This window comes from Cedecea sp. NFIX57 (assembly GCF_900177785.1).
In the GTDB taxonomy this organism is placed as follows: Bacteria; Pseudomonadota; Gammaproteobacteria; order Enterobacterales; family Enterobacteriaceae; genus Cedecea; species Cedecea neteri_C.
On the sequence record NZ_FXAS01000015.1, the window covers coordinates 112,526 to 138,513 of the forward strand.

Annotated in this window: 24 protein-coding genes; 9 read left to right on the forward strand and 15 right to left on the reverse strand. The window is 55.7% G+C overall.

What is annotated here, in order from left to right:
• Positions 1 to 35: 35 nt before the first annotated feature.
• Both nagK and cobB read left to right on the forward strand, forming a co-directional pair.
• Positions 36 to 947 (forward strand): N-acetylglucosamine kinase, encoded by a 912-nt coding sequence (gene nagK, locus B9Y90_RS14780; protein WP_039292009.1) that lies wholly within the window; start codon positions 36 to 38, stop codon positions 945 to 947.
• A gap of 3 nt (positions 948 to 950) precedes the next feature.
• The gene (cobB, locus tag B9Y90_RS14785) at positions 951 to 1,772 is read left to right on the forward strand and encodes a Sir2 family NAD+-dependent deacetylase (protein WP_085541663.1); all 822 of its coding nucleotides are present in this window, start codon (positions 951 to 953) and stop codon (positions 1,770 to 1,772) included.
• A gap of 127 nt (positions 1,773 to 1,899) precedes the next feature.
• Here the strand turns inward: cobB and potD are convergent, their stop codons facing one another.
• From potD to potA, 4 genes are read right to left on the reverse strand one after another with little or no spacing between them, the layout of a single operon-like run.
• Positions 1,900 to 2,946, reverse strand: coding sequence for a spermidine/putrescine ABC transporter substrate-binding protein PotD (gene potD / locus B9Y90_RS14790; RefSeq protein WP_085541664.1), 1,047 nt, complete (start codon positions 2,944 to 2,946; stop codon positions 1,900 to 1,902).
• Complete coding sequence (gene potC / locus B9Y90_RS14795; RefSeq protein ID WP_085541665.1) at positions 2,943 to 3,734, reverse strand: spermidine/putrescine ABC transporter permease PotC; 792 nt, start codon at positions 3,732 to 3,734, stop codon at positions 2,943 to 2,945. Before potC ends, potD begins: the two co-directional genes overlap by 4 nt.
• Positions 3,731 to 4,588 carry a spermidine/putrescine ABC transporter permease PotB gene (gene potB, locus B9Y90_RS14800; RefSeq protein ID WP_039301993.1) on the reverse strand — a complete coding sequence of 286 codons (858 nt, stop codon included), beginning with the start codon at positions 4,586 to 4,588 and terminating at the stop codon, positions 3,731 to 3,733. The genes potC and potB overlap by 4 nt, the downstream gene beginning before the upstream one ends.
• The gene (gene potA, locus B9Y90_RS14805; RefSeq protein ID WP_039292022.1) at positions 4,572 to 5,708 is read right to left on the reverse strand and encodes a spermidine/putrescine ABC transporter ATP-binding protein PotA; all 1,137 of its coding nucleotides are present in this window, start codon (positions 5,706 to 5,708) and stop codon (positions 4,572 to 4,574) included. The genes potB and potA overlap by 17 nt, the downstream gene beginning before the upstream one ends.
• A 284-nt stretch (positions 5,709 to 5,992) precedes the next feature.
• Between potA and pepT the strand changes: the two genes are divergently transcribed.
• The 4 genes from pepT (at position 5,993) to B9Y90_RS14820 (ending at position 10,232) form a co-directional block, all read left to right on the forward strand.
• The gene (gene pepT / locus B9Y90_RS14810; RefSeq protein WP_085541666.1) at positions 5,993 to 7,219 is read left to right on the forward strand and encodes a peptidase T; all 1,227 of its coding nucleotides are present in this window, start codon (positions 5,993 to 5,995) and stop codon (positions 7,217 to 7,219) included.
• Positions 7,220 to 7,286: 67 nt separating this feature from the next.
• Positions 7,287 to 7,697 (forward strand): hypothetical protein, encoded by a 411-nt coding sequence (locus tag B9Y90_RS27325; protein ID WP_254902700.1) that lies wholly within the window; start codon positions 7,287 to 7,289, stop codon positions 7,695 to 7,697.
• 44 nt (positions 7,698 to 7,741) lie between these two features.
• Positions 7,742 to 8,878, forward strand: a complete 1,137-nt coding sequence (locus B9Y90_RS27330; RefSeq protein WP_254902701.1) for a hypothetical protein — start codon at positions 7,742 to 7,744, stop codon at positions 8,876 to 8,878.
• Positions 8,879 to 9,701: 823 nt separating this feature from the next.
• Positions 9,702 to 10,232: a hypothetical protein gene (locus B9Y90_RS14820; RefSeq protein ID WP_085541667.1), complete on the forward strand. Its 531-nt coding sequence runs from the start codon at positions 9,702 to 9,704 to the stop codon at positions 10,230 to 10,232.
• Between the two features lie 93 nt (positions 10,233 to 10,325).
• Here B9Y90_RS14820 and B9Y90_RS14825 read toward each other — a convergent pair whose 3' ends face one another.
• Entirely contained in the window at positions 10,326 to 12,752 is a 2,427-nt protein-coding gene (locus B9Y90_RS14825) for a DUF3772 domain-containing protein (RefSeq protein ID WP_085541688.1), read from the reverse strand.
• 193 nt (positions 12,753 to 12,945) lie between these two features.
• Between B9Y90_RS14825 and B9Y90_RS14830 the strand changes: the two genes are divergently transcribed.
• From B9Y90_RS14830 to B9Y90_RS14840, 3 genes are read left to right on the forward strand one after another with little or no spacing between them, the layout of a single operon-like run.
• Positions 12,946 to 13,923, forward strand: coding sequence for an ABC transporter substrate-binding protein (locus B9Y90_RS14830; RefSeq protein ID WP_176227870.1), 978 nt, complete (start codon positions 12,946 to 12,948; stop codon positions 13,921 to 13,923).
• A 3-nt stretch (positions 13,924 to 13,926) separates the two neighbouring features.
• On the forward strand, positions 13,927 to 15,639 hold the full coding sequence (locus B9Y90_RS14835) for an ABC transporter permease (protein ID WP_085541668.1): 1,713 nt from the start codon (positions 13,927 to 13,929) through the stop codon (positions 15,637 to 15,639).
• A complete protein-coding gene (locus B9Y90_RS14840; protein ID WP_085541669.1) occupies positions 15,627 to 16,655 on the forward strand; it encodes an ABC transporter ATP-binding protein in 1,029 nt (342 codons plus the stop codon). Before B9Y90_RS14835 ends, B9Y90_RS14840 begins: the two co-directional genes overlap by 13 nt.
• A 66-nt stretch (positions 16,656 to 16,721) precedes the next feature.
• Here the strand turns inward: B9Y90_RS14840 and B9Y90_RS14845 are convergent, their stop codons facing one another.
• The 10 genes from B9Y90_RS14845 to B9Y90_RS14890 all read right to left on the reverse strand — a co-directional run bounded on the left by B9Y90_RS14845 (position 16,722) and on the right by B9Y90_RS14890 (position 25,636).
• On the reverse strand, positions 16,722 to 17,843 hold the full coding sequence (locus tag B9Y90_RS14845) for a ribosomal protein uL16 3-hydroxylase (RefSeq protein ID WP_085541670.1): 1,122 nt from the start codon (positions 17,841 to 17,843) through the stop codon (positions 16,722 to 16,724).
• A gap of 73 nt (positions 17,844 to 17,916) precedes the next feature.
• On the reverse strand, positions 17,917 to 19,386 hold the full coding sequence (phoQ, locus tag B9Y90_RS14850; protein ID WP_039292058.1) for a two-component system sensor histidine kinase PhoQ: 1,470 nt from the start codon (positions 19,384 to 19,386) through the stop codon (positions 17,917 to 17,919).
• Complete coding sequence (gene phoP, locus B9Y90_RS14855; RefSeq protein WP_008453365.1) at positions 19,387 to 20,058, reverse strand: two-component system response regulator PhoP; 672 nt, start codon at positions 20,056 to 20,058, stop codon at positions 19,387 to 19,389. It lies immediately after the preceding gene.
• A 379-nt stretch (positions 20,059 to 20,437) separates the two neighbouring features.
• Entirely contained in the window at positions 20,438 to 21,808 is a 1,371-nt protein-coding gene (gene purB / locus B9Y90_RS14860; RefSeq protein WP_085541671.1) for an adenylosuccinate lyase, read from the reverse strand.
• Between the two features lie 16 nt (positions 21,809 to 21,824).
• Positions 21,825 to 22,454, reverse strand: a complete 630-nt coding sequence (hflD, locus tag B9Y90_RS14865) for a high frequency lysogenization protein HflD (RefSeq protein ID WP_085541672.1) — start codon at positions 22,452 to 22,454, stop codon at positions 21,825 to 21,827.
• A gap of 22 nt (positions 22,455 to 22,476) precedes the next feature.
• The gene (gene mnmA / locus B9Y90_RS14870; RefSeq protein ID WP_085541673.1) at positions 22,477 to 23,586 is read right to left on the reverse strand and encodes a tRNA 2-thiouridine(34) synthase MnmA; all 1,110 of its coding nucleotides are present in this window, start codon (positions 23,584 to 23,586) and stop codon (positions 22,477 to 22,479) included.
• Between the two features lie 53 nt (positions 23,587 to 23,639).
• Positions 23,640 to 24,101, reverse strand: coding sequence for an NUDIX hydrolase (locus B9Y90_RS14875; protein ID WP_085541674.1), 462 nt, complete (start codon positions 24,099 to 24,101; stop codon positions 23,640 to 23,642).
• A gap of 13 nt (positions 24,102 to 24,114) precedes the next feature.
• Complete coding sequence (locus tag B9Y90_RS14880) at positions 24,115 to 24,444, reverse strand: lysozyme inhibitor LprI family protein (protein ID WP_085541675.1); 330 nt, start codon at positions 24,442 to 24,444, stop codon at positions 24,115 to 24,117.
• On the reverse strand, positions 24,441 to 25,097 hold the full coding sequence (rluE, locus tag B9Y90_RS14885) for a 23S rRNA pseudouridine(2457) synthase RluE (protein ID WP_085541676.1): 657 nt from the start codon (positions 25,095 to 25,097) through the stop codon (positions 24,441 to 24,443). Before rluE ends, B9Y90_RS14880 begins: the two co-directional genes overlap by 4 nt.
• A gap of 59 nt (positions 25,098 to 25,156) precedes the next feature.
• Complete coding sequence (locus B9Y90_RS14890; protein WP_085541677.1) at positions 25,157 to 25,636, reverse strand: hypothetical protein; 480 nt, start codon at positions 25,634 to 25,636, stop codon at positions 25,157 to 25,159.
• Positions 25,637 to 25,988 lie beyond the last annotated feature (352 nt).

Genomic DNA, 25,988 nt, shown 5'->3' on the forward strand with positions numbered 1-25,988 from the left:
CGCAGCTTGAAGCACAGCGGGCATTGGGAGCAGCGATGTATTACGGATTTGATATCGGCGGCACTAAGATTGCACTCGGCGTTTACGACCAGCAGCGGCGTTTACTTTGGGAAGCCCGGGTTGCTACTCCTCATGACAGTTACGAAAATTTCCTCGACGCGGTGGTCGGGCTGGTGGCGCAGGCCGACGAGAAGTTTAACTGCCGCGGCTCGGTCGGCATTGGCATTCCGGGCATGCCGGAAACCGACGACGGCACGCTGTATGCCGCTAACGTTCCGGCTGCCAGCGGCAAACCGCTTCGCGCCGATCTCAGTGCCATGCTTGAGCGCGACGTGCGCATCGACAACGACGCCAACTGCTTCGCGCTTTCCGAAGCCTGGGACGACGAGTTCCTCAACTACCCGGTGGTGATGGGGCTGATCCTCGGCACCGGCGTCGGCGGCGGCATCATCATTAACGGCAAATCTATCACCGGCCGCAGCTACATCACCGGCGAATTTGGCCATACCCGCCTGCCGGTAGACGCGCTGGAAATCCTCGGGCGCGATATTCCGTTTACCCGCTGCGGGTGCGGGAAAAACGGCTGCATCGAAAACTACCTCTCCGGGCGCGGCTTTGCCTGGCTGTGGCAGCACTTCTACCAGGAGCCGCTGGACGCGAAAGAGATCATCTCCCGCTACCGCCAGGGCGACGAACAGGCCATCGAGCACGTGGACCGTTTCCTGGAGCTGCTGGCCGCCTGCCTCGGCAATTTATTGACCTCAATTGACCCGCATCTGGTGGTGATTGGCGGAGGATTGTCTAACTTTAGCGATATCTACGCTCAACTGCCGGAACGCCTGCCGAAGTACCTGCTGCCGGTTGCCGCAGTGCCGCGTATTGAACAGGCTCGCCACGGTGACGCAGGCGGTATGCGTGGTGCGGCATTCCTCCACTACACGGAGTAAGTCATGCTTTCTCGTCGTCAGCACCGGCTGAGCCGGTTTCGGAAGAACAAACGCCTGCTGCGCCAACGTTTGCGTCAGCGCATCTTTTTCAGAGACAGGACAGGGCCGGAAGCGATGGACAGACCAAGAGTTGTTGTACTGACCGGGGCGGGGATCTCCGCCGAATCAGGTATTCGTACCTTCCGGGCTGCCGACGGGCTGTGGGAAGAGCACCGCGTCGAAGACGTGGCGACGCCGGAAGGCTTCGCCCGCGACCCGGCGCTGGTGCAGCGGTTCTATAACGACCGCCGCCGCCAGCTTCAGCAGCCGGAAATCCAGCCCAACGCCGCGCACCTGGCGCTGGCGAAGCTGGAAGAGGCGCTGGGCGACCATTTTGTGCTGGTCACCCAGAATATCGACAACCTCCACGAGCGGGCGGGCAGTAAAAACGTCATCCATATGCACGGCGAACTGCTCAAGGTTCGCTGCGCCAGCAGCGGCCAGGTGCTGGACTGGAAGGACGACATTACCCCGGAAGACCGCTGCCACTGCTGCCAGATTTCCTCGGCACTGCGTCCGCACGTCGTCTGGTTCGGCGAAATGCCGCTGGGCATGGACGAGATTTACCAGGCGATCGCCACCGCAGACTACTTCATTGCCATTGGGACTTCCGGGCACGTTTACCCGGCGGCGGGCTTTGTGCACGAGGCGCGTTTGCAGGGGGCGCATACCGTGGAGCTGAATCTGGAGCCAAGCCAGGTCGGCAGCGAGTTTGAAGAGAAGCATTACGGGCTGGCGAGCCAGGTGGTGCCGGAGTTTGTGGATAAACTTTTGAAGGGATTGTAGTTCTTCTGAGCCCCTCACCCTAACCCTCTCCCCAAAGGGGAGAGGGAATTGGATCGAGAATAAGTCAGTTGTTTTCCCCCTCTCCCTTCCAGGGAGAGGGTCGGGGTGAGGGTTGGCGAAGTTAGACCTACCGCCCCGCCTTCAACCGCTGATAATAAGACTCATACAGCGCGCTCGCGTCACCCACATCATTCTGCCACTCGCCAGCCTTAATCACTTCCGCATCCGGGTACAGCGACTTATCTTCCGCCACATTCTTCGGCAGCAGCTTGCGGGCTTCGAGGTTTGGCGTCGGGTAACCGATGGTTTCCGCCACCTGCTTAGCGACGTCCGGGCGCAGCAGGAAGTTGATCAGCTTCAGCGCACCGTCGACGTTCTTCGCGTTGGCTGGAATCGACAGGTTATCCATCCAGAAAATCCCGCCTTCCTTCGGCCAGACGATCTCCAGTGGCGTCCCGGCCTGGCGAGCCACGTAGGCCGAGCCGTTCCACACCATGCCGAGGTTCACTTCGCCTTCCATATACGGGTTGGCCGGGTTGTCGGAGTTAAACGCCGCCACGTTGGGCATCAGCTTTTGCAGCTCGTGGTACGCGGCCTCAATCTCTTTCGGATCGGTCGTGTTGCCAGACAAGCCAAGCTTGCGCAGCGCCATCTGGAACACCTCGCGCGCGTCGTCGGTCAGCAGCAGGCTCTGCTTATACTCCGGCTTCCACAGGTCGGCCCAGCTGGTGACGCTCTTCGGATCGATAGCGTCGCTGTTCACGCCAATTGCCGTAGCGCCCCAGATATACGGGATGGAATAGTCGTTATTCGGGTCGAACGGCTTGTTCAGCATATCCGGGTCGAGATTTTTAAAGTTGCTGAGCTGGCTCTTGTCGATCTTCTGGATCATCCCTTCTTTGCGCATCTTCGCCACAAAGTAGGTGGATGGCACCACTAAATCGTACGCGCCGTCTTTGTAGGTCTTGAGCTTGGCGTACATGGTTTCGTTCGACTCGTAGGTCGAATAAATCACCTTGATGCCGGTCTCTTTGGTGAACTGCTCCAGCAGGCCTGGCGGCACGTACTCGGTCCAGTTGTAGAAATAAAGCGTCTTGCTGTCGTCGGCATGTGCGGCGCCGAAGCTGAGCGCCAGAGCGCCCACAGCAAGCAGGTGGCGTGGCCATTTTTTCATTTTAACGTCCCCTGAGGTTGAGTTTTATCGCGAAGAATCAGCTGGCTGGCGATCACCAGCAGCAGTGAAAGTAACAGCAGAATAGTGGCCAGGGCGTTGACTTCTGGCGAGACGCCGACCTTGACAATCGAGTAAATTTTTAGCGGCAGGATCTCGTAGCTCGGCCCGGTCACGAACGAAGATACCACCACATCGTCCATCGACAGGGTAAAGCTCAGCAGCCAGCCAGCGGCCACGGCAGGCATCGCCAGCGGCAGAATAATCTTGCGCAGAATGGTCAGCTCGCTCGCGCCCAGGTCACGCGCCGCTTCCAGCATCTTTACGTCGAACCCTTTCAGGCGCGAGTAAACGGTGACCACCACAAACGGCAGGCAGAAGGTGATGTGGGAAAACAGCAGCGACCAGAAGCCAAGCGATACTCCCAGCAGCATAAACAGCACCAGCAGCGAGATAGCCATCACGATGTCCGGGGACATCATCACCACAAACAGCATCCCGCTGACGAACGGCTTGCCGCGAAAGCGATAGCGGTACAGCGCCACGGCGGTAAGCGAGCCGATAAGCGTGGCGGCGCTGGCGGAAAACACCGCCATCGTCAGCGAATGCTTTGCGGCCTGCAGCAGGCTGTCGTTATTCATCAGCAGGTTGTACCAGTTGGTGGTAAAGCCCTGCCAGTTAATGCCGAAGCGCGAGCTGTTAAACGAATTGACGATCAGGATGATGATCGGGATATACAAAAAAGCGTAAATGGCGGACATAAAGCCGCCGCGAAGCAGGCGTCCGATCATTCCAGTTCCACCTTCTTGTTAAGCAGGCGCGCCGCGCGCCAGTACACCAGCAGCATCAGGCCCATCACCAGCGTCAGCGTAATGCTCGTCGCTGCACCGAACGGCCAGTCGCGAATGTTGAGGAACTGGCTCTTAATCACATTGCCGATCAGCAGGTTTTTCGCACCGCCCATCAAATCCGACACGTAGAACAGCCCCATCGCCGGCAGCATCACCAGCAGGCAACCGGCGACAATCCCAGGCATGGTCAGCGGCAGAATAATGCGCACAAAAGTTTGTAGCTTGCTGGCGCCGAGATCCCGCGCCGCCTCAAGCAGCGGCTTGTCCAGCTTCTCAATGCTGGAGTAAAGCGGCATCACCATAAACGGCAGCAGGATATACACCAGGCCGATAATCACCGCGCTCGGGGTGAACATGATGCGGATCGGCGTGTCGATAAGCCCCAGCCACAGCAGGAACTCGTTGAGGTAGCCTTTGGTGCTGAGGAAAATCTTCAGCCCGTAAATGCGGATCAGCGAGTTGGTCCAGAACGGCACAATCAGCAGGAACAGCAGCAGCGGGCGCACCTTTTCCGGCAGCCGCGCCAGAAACCAGGCGAAAGGGTAGCCGAGCACCAGGCAGGCCAGCGTGGCTATCGCCGCCATGTTCAGCGAGTGCAGCAGTACCTGGGCGTACAGCGGGTCGGCCAGCCGGGTGTAGTTATCCAGCGTAAACACCAGGCTCACGAAGTTGTCGTTATCGCGAGTCAGGAAGCTGGTGACGATGATCATCAGGTTGGGCAGGAAGACAAACAGCAGCAGCCAGCCCACCACGGTGGCAATCACCACATTCTGGAATTTACGCGAGCTCTTCATCTGCCAGCACAACCTCCCAGCTTTCTACCCAGGTCACCGCCATTTTTTGATCAAGCGAATGGTCAAAGTCCGGGTCGTCTTCGTTAAAGAACTCGCTGACCATCACCATCTTGCCGTTTTCCAGCTCGACGGTGGACTCCAGCGTCATGCCTTTGTAGTTGCGCTCGCGCACGTAGCCAATCAGCCCGTCCACTTCGCGGGCGTCGTTGATCTCTTCCACGCGCAAATCTTCCGGGCGCAGCAGCACCTTCAGGCTTTGCCCGACGGTCACCGGCTGGTTCACGAAGATGTGGCATTCGCGGCCTTCCACGTTCGCCCGCACGCGCTGCTCGTCGATGCGCTCGAGCACTGTTGCATCGAAGATGTTGATCTCGCCAATGAAGCTCGCCACAAACAGGTTCTTTGGCTCTTCGTAAATTTCTCGCGGCGTGCCGTCCTGCTCAATCTTGCCGTCGCGCATCACCACGATACGGTCGGACATGGTGAGGGCTTCTTCCTGATCGTGCGTGACGAACACAAACGTAATACCGAGCTTGCGCTGCAGGGCTTTCAGCTCGTTCTGCATTTGCTTGCGCAGCTTGTAGTCCAGCGCCGACAGCGACTCATCGAGCAGCAGCAACCGAGGCTTGTTCACCACCGCGCGGGCAATTGCCACACGCTGCTGCTGGCCACCGGAAAGCTGGTTCGGCTTGCGCTGGGCGAACTCTTCCAGCTGCACCATTTTCAGCGCTTCAGTCACGCGCGGGGTGATTTCCGCCGCCGGTGTTTTCTGCATCCGCAGGCCAAAGGCGACGTTTTCAAACACCGTCATGTGCGGAAACAGGGCATAGCTCTGGAAAACGGTATTCACGTGGCGGTGCTCGGCAGGCACGTGGGTGATGTCCTGATTATCGAGCGTGATTTGCCCGGCATCGACGGTTTCTAACCCGGCAATAAGGCGCAGTACGGTGGTTTTGCCGCAGCCGGAAGGGCCGAGCAACGTCAGGAATTCACCATGATTGATGGTGAGGGAGAAGTCAGAAATTACGGATTTACCATCAAAGCGCTTGGCGACTCCCGCCAGGTTGACCAGCATGGAGTGCGAACGAGGCTGTTTTTTCAATTTTTTACGCTGTCCCATAAATGACGTATCCGGAGCGAAGGATACGGGGTTTGTGATTAACCACCTTGGGTTTTGGCACGTTGAGTAAGGGCTGGCATTCTACGGCAAAGCGGCGGGATCGCCAATCCCGATGGCCACAAAGCCTGGCCGTTATCGTCTACGGTTAAAGGTACGTTTTACCCTGACTTTGTTACGTTCTGCGAAAACTATTTTTTTCCGTAACCGACTAAAAGTGACCTGACGCAATATTTGCCCGATGCGGCTTATTGATAATTGATGTCACTAAAAACGAGGGTGGCTAAATGGATAAATTACTTGAGCGCTTTTTGCAGTATGTCTCTCTGGATACACAATCCAAGCCCGGCGTTAAGCAGGTGCCGAGCACCGAAGGGCAATGGAAGCTCCTGCGCCTGTTAAAAGAGCAGTTGGAGCAGTTGGGGCTGGTGGACGTCACGCTCAGCGACCACGGCACGGTGATGGGCACGCTGCCGTCGAACGTCGGGCACGCTGTCCCGGCGATTGGTTTTATCTCCCACGTTGACACCGCGCCGGACTTCACCGGCAAAAACGTGAACCCGCAGATCGTCGAGAACTACCGCGGCGGCGACATCGCGCTCGGCATTGGCGATGAGATCCTTTCCCCGGTGATGTTCCCGGTGCTGCACCAGCTGATGGGCCAGACGCTGATCACCACCGACGGCAAAACCCTGCTGGGCGCGGACGACAAAGCGGGCGTGGCGGAAATCATGACCGCGCTGGCGGTATTAAAAGGCAAAAACGTGCCGCACGGCGACATCCGCGTGGCCTTCACCCCGGACGAGGAAGTCGGGAAGGGCGCGCACTTCTTCGACGTCGACGCCTTTAACGCCGAATGGGCTTATACAGTGGACGGCGGCGGCGTGGGGGAGCTGGAAAGCGAGAACTTTAACGCCGCGTCCGTGACCATCAAAATCGTCGGCAACAACGTGCACCCCGGCACCGCCAAAGGCGTGATGGTGAACGCCCTGTCGCTGGCGGCGCGCATCCACGCCGAAGTCCCGGCGGACGAAAGTCCGGAATGCACTGAAGGCTACGAAGGCTTCTACCATCTGAACACCATGAAAGGCTCCGTCGACCGCGCCGAGATGCATTACATCATCCGCGACTTCGACCGCGAGCAGTTTGAAGCCCGCAAGCGCCGGATGATGGAGATCGCCAAGAAAGTCGGCAAAGGCCTGCACCCGGACTGCTATATCGAGCTGGTCATCGAAGACAGCTATTACAACATGCGCGAGAAGGTGGCCGAGCATCCTTATATTGTCGAGGTGGCCCAGCAGGCGATGCGCGACTGCGACATCGAACCCATCATGAAGCCGATCCGCGGCGGCACCGACGGCGCCCAGCTTTCCTTTAAAGGTTTACCATGCCCGAACCTGTTCACCGGCGGCTATAACTACCACGGCAAGCACGAGTTCGTGACCCTGGAAGGGATGGAGAAAGCCGTGGCGGTGATTGTGCGGATTGCTGAGCTGACGGCGAAGGCGGGATGAGCCAGTAAAAAAAAAACACTAATTTTGGTAGGGGCTTTTGGCCCCTTTTTTATTAGTGTGGAGAAACATGGTTTTATATAAAGGACTTATGATGATTGATAGATTAGAGTTTACCAAAAATATTCAATTCTATAATTTGAATATACCAGAGGGAAATTTAAATAGAATAATTACAGATGTTGAAATAAATAACATTCTGAATGCTTCAGATGAAAATATCGAACCTGATGGTAATTATTTATTAAATGAGTTTAGAGTCGATAGAAGATTAATAGAAAACGATGTTCCGTATAAATATTCATTGAGAGTCTTTCCAACACTAAAGCCAGTGTATTTTATTGGAGATATAGAAGATGGAGATAACTATCAGGATAAGATTTATGCTTTTATATTAATTTTTGAGTTTGATAAGAGTCTGGCAATAATAAAAAAAGCTGTGCTAATATTTCTGACAATATTGAAAGGAATTTTAATTTAGTCTCAAGTAATTTATTAGCGGAAACCTTCAATGACTCTGATGTTTTGTTTCAAAAAATATCAACAAGAACAATAACGAATTCAGACAAGGCAATCAGAAATAGATCTGCAGAATCAGCAGATCTTAACGGCTCTTTCTCTACTCATGCTGCTGGCAGGTCAATACCTTACTACTTAAAACTTAGGCAAGGTGCAATAATTAAGACAATATCTGGTTCTGGACGATTAGTTGAGGCTTCACAAGGAGTTAATTTCGATGAGATTGCAACATGGTCATATAATCAACTTTGCCTGATAAGGCAAGGTGGGGGAGTTAAAGATTTTCTTGATTATTTCGCAAAACAAAAGGAGTTAAGTGAGGTTTTAAGTTGTACGGTGCCAAATGCCTTCTTGATTGAAAGTACCTCATTATATGAGAAATTACAATCGGAAGATGCTAAATTAAAATATAAACTGCCAGATGGAACTGAGGGGATTTTAAATGGAAAACAAGTGAATAGGTTACTTCGTAAACTAGAGAGAGTTTATGAAATTAAACCTGATTTAACTATTTCAGCTCCATTAGGTAAGGCTAAAATTAGAATAAATAACAAAACACTAACGATTGACTCTACTATTCTTAAAAAAATAAAAGTTTCATACAATGCTAAAGATATAACGTTGCAAAGTTTCATATTTAAAAATGGTTTGTATAGTATTACATTTGCTGATCCTCGCTATATGTACTTTATGGGGAATTGTTTCGAGAACTCTTCCGGAATATCGGAAATCAATAATATATTAGAGATGCTCGTCCCTAAAGCTAACATACAAAATGTCTCAAGTGAAAAAGGTATACTTTTGGGAGGGATGACCCAGTTCTCTAATGGTTCGATGTTTGATGTTGTGGAAAATATTCATAGTGGTGATGATTATATATTTTGTGATGATTTGGGGAATGAGTGGGCTGACCACATAACATTTAACAAATCAGAATCATGTATTTGTTTTATTCATTCTAAACATGGTGACAAAAGTACATCGGCAAGTAAACTTCATGATGTTGTTGGTCAAGGTATAAAAAATCTCGGATATATGTATTTCAATACTAGCGATTTTACTGATAAAATAAGAAGCAAACTTAGAAAGAATTATATTGGAGTGTATAATAAAAAATCAGTTTCGACAAAAATAAAAAAATAAGGAAAGGTGATCCTAAGAAGGTAAAAAATATCTTGACGATCTTTTTAAAGATGTAAAATTGCATAGAAAATGTATTCTTAGTTGTTCATTTTTATCCAAAAAAGAGATAGAGCGAGAGTTTTCTAATTTACGGAAGAAAAAACCGGTCAAGCCTCACATAATTCAATTGCTATGGATATTGTCTTCCTTTTCTCATGCTGTTAAAGAGGCAAATGTAGTTCCAATTATTTACTGTAATAGCTAATTTTTTTTGAGAGGGTTCTTTACCCTCTCAAAATTTTTCATATAAATTCTATCCCCTATGGGTGTAATAGGGATGTTTTAGATACGGGACTCATTTCAAAACTATTAAGTCTAATGACTTCTCAGACTACGTCAGAAAAACAAATGAACAATAAAATATATTCCAATCATGGCAACTTAGATACTTATTACAAAAGTGATGCCTCAAAGAAATATATGAGATTAAATCAGAGCTAGATCATTGGTGATTTTTCAGTTACTAAACCACCTCTAATAATATGATGGTTATTTTCGGAATCAAAATGATTTAATTTATTTTTTAATAAACACTAATTGTAAGTTACAAAAAAATCAACCAATGCAACCCAACCCCCCAATTATCACATTTCCGCGATCCTCCTCGAGTTTTTTAGGTTTCCAATAATTTTAAACCAAACCACTGTTGACTTATCCAGTATAAAAAACAGATTATATTGCCCATAAAGTAATCAAAGGTAACCAAAGAAAAGAATTCGCCCCCGAAAGGTGCGCCAACACCAGACGAGGGCTAACCACAACGTAACTGAAAAGGAGTCACATTATGGCTAACGCCGATAGTAACACATTCGCGTACACGGAAATGACGAAGGATCAAACGATTATTGCTATGGACATCGCAGCATTATTAAAAATGCCGCTAGGCGCAAAGGACGATTTATTTCATGTGCTGCATATTTGCAACTGCTGGATGGATGAATTAGTCGAAAGACATAGCCACGCTGAATATATTGCGCTGGTGGGGCGTTTGCAGGCGGGGTTTAACGTACTGAGAGTGGTCTTAACGCATCAGCTGCCGCCGCACCTCATTGAGCGGTTAACGGTGGAAGAGGGGCAAGAGGCGGCGCCCTGCACCGTGTCGGAGGCCGATTCAGATGTACTCTGCGAATATTGCTGCGCCGTAACCCAGGTGCTGTTAGGCCGGCAGCTTGGGCAGGCTCAACAGGTGCAGATGACGGATCTTCTCAGCCAACTGTTCAGCCTGCTGGAAGAGAATTTAACCGCGCCGCGCTTCGTGCGCACGAAGAAAGGGCTGGCGTGGATGAGCGGAGAACTGGTGCAGGGTCTGCACTAAATAAACGGCGTCCCGCCTTCGCTGTGACAAAGCACGGCGAAGGCGGGCAGGGCACCTGAGGCTCAGGCAAGTAGCCCGAAAACCCGCCTCAACCTAAGACGAAAACTCATCGTCATCGTCCAAAGCTTTCGCCCGCTGCTTCATAAAAACAACTTCCTGCGGGCTGGACAGATTCACCTCATTTTTGCGCAACAGCTTGAGGATATTGAACAGCAGTTCGCTTTTGCTGGAGCCGACCATCCGCGGGCTGGCGACGTAGCCGGTCACGCTCAGGATAATGCCTTCCGGCCCCAGTTGGCTGAAGCGCACATACGGCGCAGGCGTCGGCAGGATCACCTCATAATCCTGGTAGGCGCTGAGCAGCAAATCGCGCACCAGCTCCGGGTCAATATTGGTCGGGAAAGTCAGGGCGATGGTGACCACCCCTTGCGCGTTGCCCATTGTGGCGTTGCGTACGTTCTGGGAAATCAGCTGCGAATTGGGAACGATCATCGTCGAGCGATCGCTGAGTTGGATCTCCGTGGCGCGCACGTTGATTCGCCGCACGTCGCCCTCAATGCCGCCGATGCCGATCATATCGCCGACCTTGACCGGGCGTTCGGTCAGCAGGATCAGGCCGGAGATAAAGTTCTTCACAATCTCCTGCAGGCCAAAGCCGATCCCCACCGACAGGGCGCTGACAATCCAGGCCAGGTTGTTCCACTGAATACCCAGCGCGGCCAGGGTGATGAGGATCAGCAGCACGTAGCCGACGTTGGTAAACAGCGTAATCAGCGACGCGCGAATGCCGATATCGGTAATGGTTTTGGGCAGCAGCTCCTGGCTGAGCCAGCGCTGGGTCACACGCAGAATGTACAGGCCAATCACCAGGCAAAGCACGGCGTTCAGCAAGTTGCCGGGCACGATGTGCAGTTGCTTCAGCCCGTCGCCGCTTAAAATCGCCACCAGCTTGCTGATAAGCAAGCTCGGCGTGGTGGTGCCGAAGGTGCCGTTAAACAGCGCGATGATGGTCATGAGTATCAGCGCGCATTTGGTGAAGGCGGTAAACACCACGGCCAGCTGTTCAAGGTGCCGGTCTTTAAACCGCAGCGACTTTTTCATCGCCTGGCCGGTGGTGGTGTGTGGTGAAAACACAGCGGCGAAAAAGTCGGTGGCGAAGGTCACCAGATAAAAAAACGCCACCAGCACCATGCCGAACCAGATGACCTGGTAAGTCAGGTAGCGGGCGAACGCGATGTAGCCCACCAGCAGCGAAGCCAGAATCGCCAGAGAAGCGAGCATGACCAGCAGGCAGACTAAGGCGTCGAGTCGGGAGCGCTTCTCGGCGGGTTCGCCATTTCTTTCCAGCCGCCGGTGGGCGTGCTGAACGCGCAGCATCATGGCCAGCAGCACGCTGGCCATGACGGCAGAAATCAGCCCGTTGGCGCGGATCGTGGTGCCGAGGCTGGCGCCAATCGTATTATTAATCAGGTCGAGGCAGCCAATGAGCAGGCCCAGAATCGCCAGCAGCGGTGGGAAGTAACGCACGCTTTCTGCCACGCTGTCATCAAGCTGCACCAGCCGCCATGAAGGGCGGTTCAGGGACAGGAACGCGCGGCCAGCGCCATAAATCAATGAGCAGAACACGGCCAGTTGGACGAAGCCGTCGACAAAATCGCTCACCTGGGGAGAGAACGCCGCCACCCGTGAAAAGGCACTTTTCACAATCGAAAGCGCTAGCACAATGGTAAACATGGTCACTAACGTGCTGGCCAGCGTGTTGAAGCTGCGGCGCAGGCGTCCATCCGGCAACCAGGTGATGTTGATCCAGACCAGCAGGCGCTCAATCAGAAAGCAGCCGGAAAACGCAATCGCGGCCGCGGCCACGAACAGCCAGAAGGTGCCCCAGAACCACTCGGGTTCCCAGGCCGCCTGCCAGGTTTCCAGCAGCTGATTGCCAAAGGCATTGAAGCGCTGGATATCCACGGCCTGGGTGTCGGCTTCCTGGAGCCAGAAGGTGGCACTCAACATGCTCCCGCTATTCGACGCCAGCTGGGATTTAAAATAGGTGCGGCGGAGATCGTTAATCTGGATGCCCAGCGCGCGGATGTTGGTTTGCAGGCTTTGCGAGGTGCTGATGGCCTCATCAATCTGCTTTTTGTCGCTGTTCAGCGTGTTGCGCTGCCGGGACACGCTGGTGGTTTCATTCCCTGCGCCAGATTCCGGGGCAGGCCCCAGCACCTGTAGCTGAGCCTGCACTTTGTCGTGCATCGGCTGCAGCAGCGCGGCCAGGCTATCCACCTCCACCCCCAGCTTTTGCGTGGTGTCGAACAGCTTGATCAGCCGGCTGTCGGTGTTGGTCTGCGAAACCTGCTGCTTAATGTTGTCTATCTGCGTTTTGTATTGTTTCAGCTGCCCGGCAATTTCTTTCAGGCTGGGCTCCTGGTCTTCGGTCGGGGCCGCCAGGCTGCTTTGAGCCGTCAGAAACAGGCCGACAAATAACAGGCAGGAGAGGAAGAAAGTATGCAGAGATTTGCTCATGGGATTACGCTCAATGTCCCTATTAACGTTTCCCAAGTATGGGCAGGCGACGATCAGATTGCCATTTTTTATCATCGGCGGGCCAGAGGGGTTACTTATCCTGCTAGTCTGAAAGATCTGCTCGCCAGCTTCCGGTCATACTCTTGTCAGATTCGGCTGGTTTAATCGTCGCAACGGAAAAAAGGGACATAAAATGATGAAAAAACATGTGTTGTTGACGATGCTGCTGGCGGCAATGAGTGCTTCTGCCCTGGCAGAATCCACCTTAACGCTCTACACCAGCCAGCCCAATGAAGATGCGCAGACCACCGTCAGCGCCTTCGAAAAAGCGAACCCGGACATTGAAGTAAAATGGATCCGCGACGGCACCAGCAAGCTGACCGCCCGTTTACAGGCGGAAATGGCCGCCGGGGGCGCGGTACCGGACGTGCTGCTGATTGCCGACAGCGTGACCATGGAATCCCTTAAGCAGCAAAACCTGCTGGCGGCCTACAAATCGCCGGAAGCGGCTCGCTTCGATGCCCAGCTCTATGACAAAGATGGCTATTACTACGGCACCAAACTGATTACCACCGGCATTGCGTACCACAGCAAAGCCCCGGTCAAGCCCACTTCCTGGCTCGATTTGCTCAAACCCGAGCTGAAGAACATGACGACGCTGCCAAGTCCGCTTTACTCCGGTGCGGCGCAGATCCACCAGGCCGCGATCATGGGTGCGCCGACGCTGGGCTGGGATTACTACGAAAAACTGAAGGCCAACGGGGCGATGCCGCAGAGCGGCAACGGCGCGGTGATGAACGCCATTGCCTCCGGCAGCAAAGCCTACGGCGTGCTGGTCGATTACATGGCGATCCGTGAGAAAGCCAAAGGTGCGCCGATTGAGTTTGCCTTCCCGACCGAGGGCGTGAGCATTGTCACCGAGCCGGTGGCGATGATGAAGGGTGCTAAAAATCCCGACGCGGCAAAAGCGTTTATCGACTTCGTGCTCTCCAAAGCGGGGCAGGAGCTGGTGCTGAAACAGGGCTACCTGCCTGCCGATGCCAGCCTGCCGGTACCGCAGGGCTTCCCGCCGCGCGACAGCATCAAAATCATGCCGTTTGATGCCGCCAAAGCGCTGGCGGACACCGACGCGAACAAAAAGCGGTTTGCCGACCTGTTCGGTAGCCGCTGATTGATGATCAGCCCGGCATTGTCCCGCCCCGACGACGGCAGCCTGATGAAAGGGTTGCTGCGCCTGCTCATCGTCGTCATTGCGTTATTAAGCCTGCTTCCCAGCCTGCAGTTGCTGATCTCTGCGTTGGTGGACTGGCGGCTGGGCGGCCAAAGCAGCCTGGGCCGTGTGCTTAGCAACCCAAACACCTGGGTCGCACTATGGAACAGTGTGTATACCAGCGGCCTGGGGGCGCTGCTTTCCCTCCTGCTGGGCAGCCTGTTTGCCTTTTGTCTCGGCCTGATGAACATCCGGGGCCGCCAGGCCTGGGCGTTTCTCTTCATGCTGCCGATGATGATCCCGCCGCAGGTCACGGCCCTGAGCTGGCTGCAGCTGTTCGGCCCCGGCAGCGTGCTGCTCAACAGTCTCGGCCTGGCGCCGGTGTTTGGTAGCCCCAATCCGCTTTATTCGGCAGAGGGGATCGCCTTCCTGCTCGGCATCCAGCACGCGCCGCTGGTGTTCCTGACCCTTCGCACGCAGTTGCAGAGTCTGCCGCAGGAGCAGATTGAGGCGGCGAGGCTGAACGGCGCTTCACTGGGGCGCGTTTTCATCGATATTATTCTGCCGCTGTGCCGACCCGCGCTGTGGGCCGGGGTGGCGCTGGCCTTTGTTTCCGCTCTCGGCAACTTCGGCATCCCGGCGATGCTTGGCATCCCCATCTCCTATTTCGTGTTGCCCGTTTACATCTACCAGACGCTTTCCAGCTTTGGCCCGTCGATGCTGAACGAGGTGGCCTCGCTCTCGGTGCTGATGGGCGTGCTGGCCGTCGCCATTGTCACGCTACAGGGCATCATGCAGCGGCGTTACGCTTTGCCGTTGATCGGCATGGCCGGGCGGGTGGCAAGTATCGCAGCCGGGAAAGGGCGGCTGGCGGTGGAGATCCTGCTCGCGCTCGTGCTGGGCGGGATGCTGGTGGCTCCGCTGCTGGCGCTGATCGCCACCTCGCTGGTGCCAACCCTGGGCGTACCGCTCAACGGCGACACGCTGACGTTTGCCGCGTGGACTGGCATTTTTGATGAGCAAAGCGCCACCTGGCGGGCGCTGACCAACAGCCTGGTGCTCTCCGTCAGTGCCGCCGCGCTGCTGATGGCGCTGAGCCTGCCGCTGGCCTGGCTGCTGGTGCGTCGCCCCAGTCGGCCTTTGCGCTGGCTGCACAGCCTGATAGACATTCCCTACACGTTGCCCGGTGTGGTGCTGGCCATCGCCTGCATTCTGCTGTTTGCACGCCCGCTTCCGCTGCTGAACGTCAGTCTGAGCGGCACGCTGACGATTATCTTCTTCGCCTACCTGGCCCGTTTTCTTACCGTCTGCCTGAAGCCGGTTCACACCAGCATGCTGCAGCTGGATCCGGCGATGGAGGAGGCCGCGAGCCTGGCGGGTGCGGACGCCTCCCAGCGATTACGCCATATCGTGCTGCCGCTGCTGGCTCCGGCGGCTTTTGCCGGTGCGCTGCTGGTGTTTCTCACGGCGGTGAACGAGCTGACTGTCTCCGCGTTGCTGTGGAGCGCCGGGAAAGAAACCCTCGGTGTGGTGGTGTTTAACCTCGACGAAAGCGGCGACAAGGTAATGGCCTCGGCGATTTCCGTGCTGGTGGTGGGGCTGGTTGCTGTGGTGATGCTGTTGCTCGGCGCGCTGGGTCGTTATTTACCGAAAGGAGTGATTCCATGGCAGAGCTAAGGCTGGACAAGCTCAGCAAATTCTTTGGCGAACAGGCCGTGGTGAAGGATCTCAGCTTGACGATCCCGTCCGGGGCGTTTACCGCCCTGCTGGGCCCGAGCGGCTGTGGCAAAACCACCACGCTGCGGATTGTGGCCGGGCTGGAGTCGCTGAGCGGTGGTCGCCTGTGGCTGGGTGATAAGCTGCTGGCCGACAGCGGCACACACGTTCCGCCGGAACAGCGCGACATGGGCATGGTGTTTCAGTCCTACGCCCTGTGGCCGCACATGACCGTGGGGGAAAACGTCGGCTACCCGCTGAAGCTGCGCCAGATAAATGGCGCTGCGCGGCATAAACGGGTGATGGAGGCGCTGGAAGTTGTAGAGCTTGGGGCCTATTTCGGGCGCTCACCTCAGGAACTCAGCGGCGGGCAACGGCAGCGGGTGGCGCTGGCACGCTGCCTGGTCTCGGAGCCGCGCGTGGTTTTGCTTGATGAGCCGCTGGCGAACCTCGACCGCCATCTTCGCGCCACCATGGAGCAGACTTTTCGTGAGTTTCACCGCCGCACGGGGGCGACGTTTGTCTACGTCACGCACGACCAGGCGGAGGCGATGGCGCTCGCCAGCCATATCGCGGTGATGCACCAGGGCGAGCTGATGCAGTGGGGGACGCCGCAGCAGCTTTATCAGCAGCCGCAGAATAGCTGGGTAGCCGGGTTTATCGGCCAGGGCAGCGTACTTTCCCTCGCCGTATCGCCGGGCTTGCAAAGTCTGGATCTCGCAGCATTGCACGGTGGCCTGGATCAACCGGGGCGCGATAAAACCGTGCCGGTTCTGGTTCGCCCGGAGCATGTACAGATTGCAGGTAGCGGGCCGGTCGCCAGCGTCGAAAGCTGTATTTATCAGGGAGAACGCTATCTGCTGGAGCTACGTTTACAGGACGGGCAGGCGTTGAGCGCATTTCATTCTGCGCCACTGGCGGTTCGGCAGAGCGTGAATGTGCAGCTATTACAGGGCTGGCGGCTGGATGCGGCGTGAGAAACACACTGTAGGCAGGAATATCCCGCCTTCACCGCGATAAAACGGCGAAGGCGGGGCAGGGCTTTAGTCTTCGAAGAACCAGTAGCCGCTGTTCACCAGCGCGGCTAATGTGGCGAGGAAAGAAGGATCTTCCAGCGCATCGCCAAACTTCTCAGCGTCCAGCTTGATGTGGCTGGCCAGCGCTTCCACCGCCGGGCGGTGCGGGCTGTCGAGCTTCTCGCCGTTCACGTACACCTCTCCGGCCACGCGCAGTACGCGCAGTCCGCCCAGGCGCACCAGCTTGTCGCCCTGCTGCAGCGCGTCGTAGATCTCATCCGGCTGATAAGGCGGCTCTGGCGGTGCAACGTCCAGTTCGTGGCGGGACTGTGTAATAAACTCGCCAAACCAGCTGTGGAAGGTTTCCGGCTGGTTAACGATGTCCAGCATCATCTCGCGCAGCTTGTCGATTTCCTGCGGCAGAATATCCGCCGGGTGCTGGCGCTCAGGCACCTCCGGGTCGGTATAGCGTAACCCGCCCAGTTCGCGCTGCAGCACGTAATCGGCAAAGCCGCTGATCAGCTCGCGGCCACTTGGGGCACGGAAGCCGACGGAATAGTTCAGCGCGTTTTCCAGCGAGTAGCCTTCGTGCGGGAAGCCTGGCGGAATATACAGAATGTCGCCCGGCTCCATCTCTTCGTCGATGATGGCGTCGAATGGCTCAACCTGGAGCAGGTCCGGGTGCGGACAGTGCTGTTTCATGGCGACTTTTTCGCCCACGCGCCAGCGGCGGCGGCCCACGCCCTGAATAATAAACACGTCATACTGGTCCAGGTGCGGGCCAACGCCGCCGCCTGGCACAGAAAAGGAGATCATCAGGTCGTCAATGCGCCAGTCGGGCAGGGCGCGGAAGGGGCGCATCAGGGCGCTGGAAGGTTCATGCCAGTTGTTCACGGCCTGCACCAGCAGCGACCAGTTGTTTTCGCCGAGGTGATCGTAGCTCTGGAACGGGCCGTGGCTGACCTGCCATTTGCCTCCCTGGTGGCTCACGAGGCGGCTGTCTACCTCGCTTTCCATGGCCAGGCCGGCCAGCTCATCCGGCGAAATAGGGTCGATGAAGTTTTTAAAGCCGCGCTTCAGTACCACAGGGCGTTTTTGCCAGTAGCGTTCGATAAAGTCGGGCCAGTTTAAATCCAGGTGATAATCCATATTATTGTCTTCCTGCAGATGGAGGAGCCTGACACGGATTATAACGGATGGCGAGCCGGGTTACGGGACTATTTCACCCCTCATTCTGTTCCGGCTGCTGGCGGGCAAAAATCACCTCCATGCGCGCGCCGCCCAGAATACTGGCACTGGTTTGGATCTCGCCGTTGTACTGCTCGACAATTTCGCGGGCAACCGATAGCCCCACGCCCTGGCCCGGGCGCAGCGTATCGGCTCGCTGGCCACGATCGAAGACCATCGCTCGTTTGCTCTCCGGAATACCGGGGCCATCGTCTTCCACGATCAGGTGCAGCGCGTCGTCGGTCTGACGGGCGGTCACTTCCACAAACTCGAGGCAGTATTTACAGGCGTTATCCAGCAGGTTGCCCATTACTTCCATGAAGTCATTTTGCTCGCCGATAAAGGTGATTTCCGGCGAAACGTCCAGCGTGATGTTCACCCCTTTGCGCTGGTAAACCTTGTTCAGCGCTGAACAGAGGTTGTCCAGCAGAGGGGCAACGGAATGCAGCTCCCGGCTGAGCAGGGCGCTGTTGCCGCGCATGCTGGCGCGATGCAGGTAGTAGCCAATCTGCTGCGAGATGCGGCTGATCTGCTCCAGCATCACCGGTTCGGCCTGCTCGACGTTCATCTTGTCGGTGCGCAGCGACCGCAGGGTCGACTGCAGCACGGCGAGCGGGGTTTTCAGGCTGTGGGTTAAGTCCGTCAGCGTGGTGCGGTATTTGTCGTGCCGATCGCGCTCGGTGCGCAGCAACTGGTTAAGGTTACGGACCAGGCTTGTCAGCTCGCGGGTCGTTTCCGGGTTCAGGCTGTCGCGGTCGTGTTTTTCCAGCTCGCGCACTTCCTGCGCCAGTTCCTGAATCGGGCGCAGGCTCCACCAGGCGGCCAGCCACAACAGCGGCACCACCAGCAGCAGGTTGGCCAGCAGGACGTAAATAAACCAGCTCCACACCATGTACGAGCGCTTCAGCTCGATAGGAATGGTGTCCACCACGACCACGGTCAGCGCCGGCATGCGCGCCGTCGCCGGGTAGAGGTTGACCGCCACCGAGTGGGTCATCTCGTAGCCGTCGTCGCTCTCGTCATCGTGCATGTCTTTCAGCTGGGCGAGGCGGTCTTTGTCGTTGTCCAGCAGGGCGCTACTCGTCGCGTAGTCGGCCTCCAGCTCGTGGAAGCCGTTGCCGGTCAGCCACTCTTTCTGGATCTGCTGCACTACATCCGGGACGTTGCGCTGCATCCACAGCAGTTTGCCGTGCTCGTCGTAAATCAGTGCCATGGTCGGGCTTTGGATGCTGATGTTGTCGGGCAAGTCCACCTGCAGCTTGCCGTCCTTCCAGCTGGAGAGCGTATAAAACAGGTTACTTTCCCCGCGCAGCAGGCGGAAGGTGGTTTTATCGAAGCTGACGCTGTAGCCAACCAGCGCCACCAGGCCGTAAGCCAGGGAAAGCACCATCACAACCGCGGCGGTAGCCAGTAAGAAACGAACCCGCAGCGAAAGCGGCAGGATATGGCGAAAAATATTCAGCATTTAGTGGAGATCGAACCTGTAGCCCTGCCCGCGCACGGTGGTGATCACTTCCTGCGGGTATTCAGCCTGAATTTTTTTACGTAAACGGCCCATCAGCACGTCAATAGTGTGGCTTTCGCGCAGTTCGGCGTCCGGGTAGAGCTGCAGCATCAGCGAATCTTTGCTCACCACCTTCCCGGCGTTGCGGATGATGGTTTCCATGATGGTGTATTCAAACGCGGTGAGCTTGATCAGGTTGTCGTTGATCGACAGCTCGCGGCGGGACAAATCGACCTGGAACGGCGGCAGGGAAATTACCTGCGAAGCCAGGCCGCTGTTACGGCGCATCAGCGCCTGCATACGGGCGACCACTTCTTCCAGATGGAAAGGTTTGGTGACGTAGTCATCGGCCCCGGCGCCCAGAACTTCAACTTTGTCCTGCCAGCCTTCACGGGCGGTTAATACCATGATGGGAATGGTTACGTCATGGCTGCGCCAGCGGCGGATCAGGCTCATGCCGTCTTCGTCCGGCAGGCCTAAGTCAACAATCGCGATGTCCGGGGTATGTTCATTCAGGAAATAGTCTGCCTCTTTGGCATCCTCGGCCGCATCCACCTGATGGCCTGCTTCACGCAGCTGTACCTTAAGGTGATGACGCAGCAGGGCATTATCTTCCACGACCAGTACGCGCATTGTATTTCCTCAATCCATTCATAGTATTGATAGTTTAGCGCTAATTATTAATGACAGGAAATAAACCTCGTATAAACAATGCCCTTATGGAGATTAACGCTGAGTCAACAAACCCATCTGGCTGGAGACCCTCACCCTAACCCTCTCCCAGAGGGAGAGGGGATAAAAAATGTGCTGTGCCACTTGTTTGCCCTTTGCCTCTTTTGATAGGGGGAGATGACGAAGGTGCTTTGTCACTTGTTTTCCCTTTGCCTCTTTGGAGGGAGGGGCCCACGAAGGTACTTTGTCACTTATTTTCCCCCTCGCCCCTCTGGGGAGAGGGCCGGGGTGAGGGGCAAATTGCAGGCAAAAAAAAGCCCTCCGAAGAGGGCCCTTTTCATTACTTCAGCTCGTCAACCATGGTGATGGCGCGGCCAATATAGTTGGCAGGCGTCATGGCTTTCAGGCGAGTTTTCTCTTCTTCCGGCAGCTCAAGGCTGTCGATGAACTGCTTCATGCCTTCGGCGTCAACGCGCTTGCCGCGGGTCAGCTCTTTCAGCTTCTCATACGGCTTTTCGATGCCGTAGCGGCGCATCACGGTCTGAATCGGCTCGGCCAGCACTTCCCAGTTGTGATCCAGCTCGTCCAGCAGGCGGTCGCGGTTCACTTCCAGCTTGCTCACGCCCTTCAGCGTGGACTGATAGGCGATCAGCGCGTAGCCCACGCCCACACCCAGGTTACGCAGCACGGTGGAGTCGGTCAGGTCACGCTGCCAGCGGGATACCGGCAGTTTGCTTGCCAGGTGCTGCAGCACCGCGTTGGACAGGCCGAGGTTGCCTTCGGAGTTTTCGAAGTCAATCGGGTTCACCTTGTGCGGCATGGTGGAGGAGCCAATTTCACCGGCGATAGTTTTCTGCTTGAAGTGGTTCAGGGCGATGTAGCCCCACACATCGCGGTCGAAGTCGATCAGGATGGTGTTGAAGCGCGCGATGCAGTCAAACAGTTCGGCGATGTAGTCGTGTGGTTCGATCTGGGTGGTGTACGGGTTCCACTGAATGCCCAGAGACGTCACGAACTCTTCGCTGAACTGGTGCCAGTCCACTTCCGGGTAAGCGGCGATGTGGGCGTTGTAGTTGCCGACCGCGCCGTTGATTTTACCGAGGATTTCAACGTTGCCGAGCTGGCGGAACTGGCGCTCCATACGGTAAGCGACGTTTGCCATCTCTTTCCCCATGGTGGACGGGGTTGCCGGCTGGCCGTGGGTACGGGACAGCAGCGGGATGTCACGGTACTGCACCGCCAGGTCTTTCACCGCATCGATGATTTTACGCCAGTAAGGCAGCACCACGTCTTTACGCGCGGTGTCAAGCATCAGCGCGTGGGACAGGTTGTTGATGTCTTCGGAAGTACAGGCGAAGTGAATAAATTCGGACACCGCGTGCAGGGCAGGGATCGCTTCCACTTTCTCTTTCAGGAAGTATTCCACCGCTTTCACGTCGTGGTTGGTGGTGCGCTCGATGGTTTTGATGCGCGCGGCGTCAGCCTCGCTAAATTCGGCGACGATTTTATCAAGGTAACCGTTTGCGTCCGCATCAAAAGCAGGAACTTCCTTGATCGCTGCGTGCGCGGCCAGCTTTTGCAGCCAACGTACTTCGACCTGTACGCGGAATTTCAGCAGACCGAATTCGCTGAAAATAGCGCGCAGAGCGCTGACTTTGTCGCCGTAGCGCCCGTCAACGGGGGAAACGGCGGTCAGTGAGGATAATTCCATAACAACTCCTGAGAGGTTAACAATGAGCAAGAATTTGTTTGGCCTGATCGGTCAGGCGACGACGAGAAAACATTAACTGCAGGCGGCCACCGCCAACCTGATGCCACAGCACGGCGGCACGGATCCCGGCCAGCAATGCGGCGCGTACTTTACTTTGCACCTGCGGGCTTTGCAGCACGGCAGGGGAACCGGTGACCTGAATACGTGGGCCAAGCGGGCTGATGACATCCACGTAGATCCCGGCCATGGCGCTAAGTAGCGTATCGGACTCGAGATCGAAGTGCTCCAGCTGGCGCTGCAGGCCGTTAATTTTGCTGCCGAGCGTATCCATCGCACCTTTGGCGGCGTGGAGTTTACGCTCCAGCACCATCAGGCTGAGCGTATAGCGCGTCAGCTCGGCGTTCATGCCCTGGCGACTGCTGGCGTTCAGCACGCCAAGCAGAGTTTCAAGCCCGAGCTTAAGGTTAGCTTCGCTGCCGCCAAAAACATCCAGGGTTGAGCCTGGGTTCTGGTCAATCACGCTGTTGAGCGAGACGTGAAGCGCGTCGCTGTCGTAATGACCCTGATGTGCCAACTGCTGAACCAGACGGGCTGACTGGCAAATGCCGGCCAGCGCGAGAGTAATGTCGTAGTAGTTTTTAGCCACCAGGCTGCGTCCTTGTGTGTAATTAACTGACGAGCGGCAAACGCTGCTCGATAATGCCGCCGCCGAGGCACACTTCGCCGAGGTAGAACACCGCGGACTGGCCTGGGGTGACGGCAGCCACCGGCTCTTCAAAACGCACTTCTATGCGCTCGTCGTCCAGCGGCGTGATCGTGCAGGGAATATCCGTCTGGCGGTAGCGGGTTTTCACCGTGCAGCTCAGCGGCGCGGTTAGCGGCTCGCGATCCACCCAGTGAAGCTGCTGGGCAACCAGCCCGACCGACATCAGACGTGGGTGATCGTGACCCTGCGCGACGATAAGAATATTGTTGGCGACGTCTTTATCAACCACGTACCATGGATCTTCAGATCCTTCTTTGGTGCCGCCGATGCCGAGGCCTTTACGCTGACCGAGGGTGTGATACATCAGCCCCTGGTGCTCGCCGACGGTTTCGCCGTCCACGGTAATAATTTTACCCGGCTGGGCTGGCAGGTAGCGGCCCAGGAAGTCGCGGAACTTGCGTTCGCCGATAAAACAGATACCGGTGGAATCTTTTTTCTTTGCGGTGACCAGATCCAGCTCTTCCGCAATGCGGCGCACTTCTGGTTTTTCCAGCTCGCCGACCGGGAACAGGCTTTGGGCAATTTGTTCGTGGCTCAGTGTATAGAGGAAGTAGCTCTGGTCTTTGTTACCGTCCAGGCCGCGCAGCAGCTGGCTTTTACCGTTCACGTCGGCACGACGCACGTAGTGGCCGGTAGCAATGAAATCGGCACCTAAATCTTCGGCGGCAAATTCCAGGAAGGCTTTAAATTTGATCTCTTTGTTGCAGAGGATATCCGGGTTTGGCGTGCGCCCGGCTTTGTACTCTTCGAGGAACAGTTCGAACACGTTGTCCCAGTACTCTGCGGCAAAGTTAACGGTGTGCAGTTCAATGCCCAGCTTGTCGCAAACGGCCTGCGCATCGGCTAAATCTTCCGCTGCGGTGCAGTACTCCTCGCCATCGTCTTCTTCCCAGTTCTTCATGAACAGGCCTTCCACCTTATAGCCCTGCTGCATCAGCAGGTAAGCGGAAACGGAGGAATCGACGCCGCCGGACATCCCGACGATCACTTTTTTCTGGCTGTTATCAGACATGGAGAGACTCACGACATTGAACTTCAAAGCGGCGTATTCTATCACGCAGGCCGCTACTTGACACCCTCTGTAAACGGCCAGTTAAAAGCCCCCAGCATCGACAGGGGATAACGCGGTTCCTGCTGATAACAGCGAATGCTTTCGGCGACCAGCGGCGAGCGCAGATTTGCCGCATTGATAATGGCTTCGGCATCGAGCCACAGGCAGCGGTCGATGTCGCTGTCGTGCGGCGTGGTCGGCAGTTTCTTATCCAGATCGATAGCAAACAAGAAGCGCAGGAAAGGTGTTTTGTCCGGGGCGATCCACTGGTGCATGCGGATAAAGCTTTGCGGCTCGGCGCGAATCCCCGTTTCTTCCCACAGCTCGCGCTTTGCGGCTTCAAGCAACGTTTCGTCGGCTTCGAGGTGCCCGGCGGGCTGGTTCCACAGTACTTTGCCGTGAATGGTTTCTTCGACGACTAAAAACTGACCTTCGGCCTGGACAACGCAGGCCACGGTAACGTGCGGCTTAAACATCGCTTCTCCTGGGTTAAAGCGGTTTGTCGATTTTGGCGTAAATGGCATCCAGCGCGCTGATGCGTTTGTTGTACTGCGTGGTCAGGCAGGTGACGTTAGACCCGCAGCTCTGGCGCTCTTTGAGCCAGGCCTGCTGCTGATCCTGCATGGCACCCTGGCCACCCATGGCAAACAGCCCTTTTAAGAACTGATATTTGGTGCCCATTTCGACGTCTTTATCATTCAGCGCCCGGTGGGCACAAATCGCTTTTTCATCTGGCGCATTGGCTTTGGCGCAGTCAAAACTTGCCGCGCCCGCGGTGGTGGAGCCGATAAGTAAGCTCAGCAGCAGTATCTTTTTCATTTCAGTTGCTCCGGGGAGACTTCGCGCCACTCGCCGTTGGCCAGACCTTCCAGCGTGTAATCGCCCATGGCGTAGCGGATAAGGCGCAGGGTAGGGTAGCCCACGTGCGCCGTCATGCGGCGAACCTGGCGGTTACGGCCTTCATAAAGCGTGATCTTCAGCCAGCTGGTGGGAATCGCCTTACGTTCACGAACTGGTGGGTTACGCGGCCACAGCCACTCTGGCTCGGCAACCAGCTCGGCGCCTGCAGGCAATGTGGGGCCGTCATTCAGCTCGACGCCGTTGCGCAGGGCGCTCAGCGCTTCCTCCGTTGGCTCGCCTTCAACCTGCACGTAATAGATTTTGCCGGTGCGTTTGCCCGGCTGAGTCAGTTTGGCCTGCAGCGCCCCGTCGTTGGTGAGCACCAGCAGCCCTTCGCTGTCTCGGTCGAGACGCCCCGCGGCATAGATACCTTGTAAAGGAATGTAATCCTTTAGCGTGCTGCGCCCTGCTTCGTCGGTGAACTGCGGCAGCACATCGTAGGGCTTATTGAAGATAACCAGCTTCTTTGGTCCGTCAGGCTTCTTGCGTCTGGCTGGAGGGCGAGAAGCTGAACGTACCGGACGGTGCCCCTCTGAATTTGGTTTTCTGGTGAAACTGCTTTTGTCATTCACGCGCTAAGTTCTCTGCCGTATTGATGGCCGGATAAGCCGGGATTTGCGTCTTATTGGAATTACTGCCCGGTCACGCGTGCATTGTGTGAACGACGCAGGTCAGTCATGATTTTATCTTTCAGGCTGCCTTTCTTGTAACAGTAGTAGGCGGGTTCACCAAAAGGCGGCATGATCTCTATCACGTCTCCAGCTTTGACACCTTCAGCAGCGCCAAAGAGGCCAATTTGATAAGTACCGTCAATTTTGCGGGGATCGTAGTCTTTCTCGTAAATAGCTAGTGCCGGTGCATCGCCTTTTCGAGTCATGGAGTTCCAGACGTTTACTGCCTGGGTGTTCATGGTGAAACCGGTATAGGTTTTGTTTTTTACCGTTAACTGCCGGAAAGCGCCTGTCTGGTAATCCACATCAAGAACGGCCGTCCACTCAGTTTCCAGACCTTCAGTGATGGCGGATTCTTCGCAGATATATGAGACAGGTGCGGAATGCGCAATCCCTGCAACCCCCATAAGAGTGGCGACGGTGAACGGTAGAAATTTCATTCCATTGTCCTTATAGAAGACGCAGCCTGGTGCTCCGGGCTGACTTTTAGGAGGGGTTATACGGCCCAAATCTTACCACAAGCCTAGTGTTATGGCGTATCAGGCATGCATGTTGCGGAAGATGTAACAAAATTCAAATACCATCACAGAAAACTTTTTCATTTTGATTTGTCATAAGTTCCTCTATTCAGGGATGAATGTTATGTTCTTGATGGCACAGAAATTTGGTTCATAAAACGGCAGTAACTAAACAATTTTTAGCTGAATTGATTCAGTCGTACCACCGTAAAAGATGAGTGATTGGCGCGAGCCCGATATTGCAGTAGTATGAGCCCGCAAATTACAAATCATT